Origin of the sequence: Microcoleus sp. OTE_8_concoct_300 (assembly GCF_031383065.1) — a bacterium.
Lineage (GTDB): Bacteria > Cyanobacteriota > Cyanobacteriia > Cyanobacteriales > Microcoleaceae > Microcoleus.
Genome location: NZ_JANMZH010000098.1, coordinates 1 through 1,906 on the forward strand (window position 1 = coordinate 1; position 1,906 = coordinate 1,906).

Below are 1,906 nucleotides of genomic sequence, written 5' to 3' on the forward strand. Positions count from 1 at the left end.
GTCGAGGAAAACTGGCTAAAAGAAATGGAAGTCAAAGATGTACCAGTTCTTTTAGTCCTGACTCAGACCACATCTAAAAAGCCGGGCGAGTTTTTCAAGCAACTGGAACACATGAATTTACCAGTCAGTCAAATCATCCCCGTCATGGCTGAACCGGAAGAAATTGATGAGGATTATACAGTAAAATCTCACGGTTTAGACAAGTTGGTAGATGCAACTTTTCAACTGCTGCCGGAAGTAGCTAAAAAAGCTTTTGTAAAAGAACAAATTGCTAATATTGCGCTCAAATCCGATATGGCATTTAAGTATCTAAGTGCTTATGTTGCAGGTTCTGCAATTGTCGGTGCGACTCCTGTACCGTTTGCTGATGCGCCGATTTTGATGGCGATGCAAACGGCAATGATTGCTAATATTACAGTGATTTTTGGAATGCCGTTTGATAAGGGCTTTATTTCGGCGATGCTGTCTGCTATTAGCGGCACAGGCGGGGTTACTGCTGTTGGCAGAAGTATTGTTACTAATTTGATTAAAATGATCCCTGGTGCGGGTACTGTTGTCGGCGGTGCTATCTCCGGTGCAACGGCAGCAGCTCTCACGCTTGCCCTCGGTTTGGCTTATATTGAAGTGCTTAAAGCTTATATGAAAGCTCAAGTTAATGGGGAACAACTTTCTTTGCAGCAGTTAACCAAGATGTTTGTGGAAATGTACAAGGATTATGCTAGTTCTGGGCGTAAAACTTTGAAGGATGAGAAACCGGAGCAACCTAAACCTCCCAATCAAATTAATATTGAGTAAATTGGGCATGGGGCATGGGGCATGGGGCATGGGGCATGGGGCATGGGCCATAGGGCATAGGGCATAGGTTATTTGTTAGTTCCAATTCCCAATTCCCAATTACCAATTACCAATTCCCAATTACCCATTACCAATTGATTACTACAATATGAGTGAATTCTGCAAAAGGGAGGAAAGGGCTATGGTAATGGCTGCCGTTTTATCAGAAAATATTTCTCTAGAAGACTTTATGGCTAATCCCCCCGACGATATGGAATGGGTGGACGGGCAAATCGTGGAGAAAAATGGCATGACAGTAAAACACAGTCGCATCCAATCTAGACTAGATTATTCTTGGAGAAGTTATAAGATATCTAGCGGACAAGGAGGCGAAGTTTATACGGAGGTTCCTTGTCGTACTGACAGGCGAGTGCGCCGTCCTGATGTAGCTTATCTGACTCCTGAACTTGTTGCTCAATTTGGTGATGTTCCTACTTTGCCTCAAAGTCCGCCGTTAATTGCTGAAATAGTTTCTCCTACTGATATTGCGGAAGAGATTTTTCTTAAAGCACAAGAGTATTTAGATTCGGGTTGTCTGGAAGTTTGGATAGTTTTTCCAGAAAGTCGCTGGATAATGATAATGACTCAAACTCAAAAGTTAACCTTTAACCAGGGTTCTACCGTCAGCACTCAGTTAGTGCTGGCGGGCTTTAGTGTTGCTGTTGAGGAGTTGTTGGCTTGAAGGCAAAAATTAGTTACGTAATTACTGCTTTCTGCCAGAGTTCCCCCGCGATGCTCGTGATAATTTGTGAAAAAGTCCTTGACAAAATGCCGCTCGCTCGCCCCAGGCAATTAATAAAAATTTTTAGCAATAAAAAGTGCAGTTGTAAATTTGCACGAAATCACCAACAGCGGTAAAATTCTAATTGCTTTGTTTGCAAATCTAGCGTAAATTCCAATTGGGAATTAAAACCAATAATCAAAATATGTCCAAGACTTACACTGTTGAATTGCTCCACCAAGGCTCTACCTATACCGTAGAAGTGCCGGAAGATCAACAAATTCTGCGGGTGGCCAACGCTGCCGGCATCGATCTGCCTAACTCTTGCAATGCAGGGGTTTGTACTACTTG

Annotated in this window: 3 protein-coding genes; all 3 read left to right on the plus strand. The window is 42.8% G+C overall.

What is annotated here, in order from left to right:
• Nucleotides 1–795, plus strand: a 795-nt coding sequence (locus ACUVJL_RS04570) for a DUF697 domain-containing protein (protein WP_445244768.1), incomplete at its 5' end; no start/stop codon positions are given.
• Between the two features lie 181 nt (nt 796–976).
• Nucleotides 977–1,516 carry a Uma2 family endonuclease gene (locus tag ACUVJL_RS04575; protein ID WP_445244769.1) on the plus strand — a complete coding sequence of 180 codons (540 nt, stop codon included), beginning with the start codon at nt 977–979 and terminating at the stop codon, nt 1,514–1,516.
• Between the two features lie 244 nt (nt 1,517–1,760).
• On the plus strand, nt 1,761–1,906 hold a 146-nt coding region (locus ACUVJL_RS04580; protein WP_445244770.1), incomplete at its 3' end, for a 2Fe-2S iron-sulfur cluster-binding protein.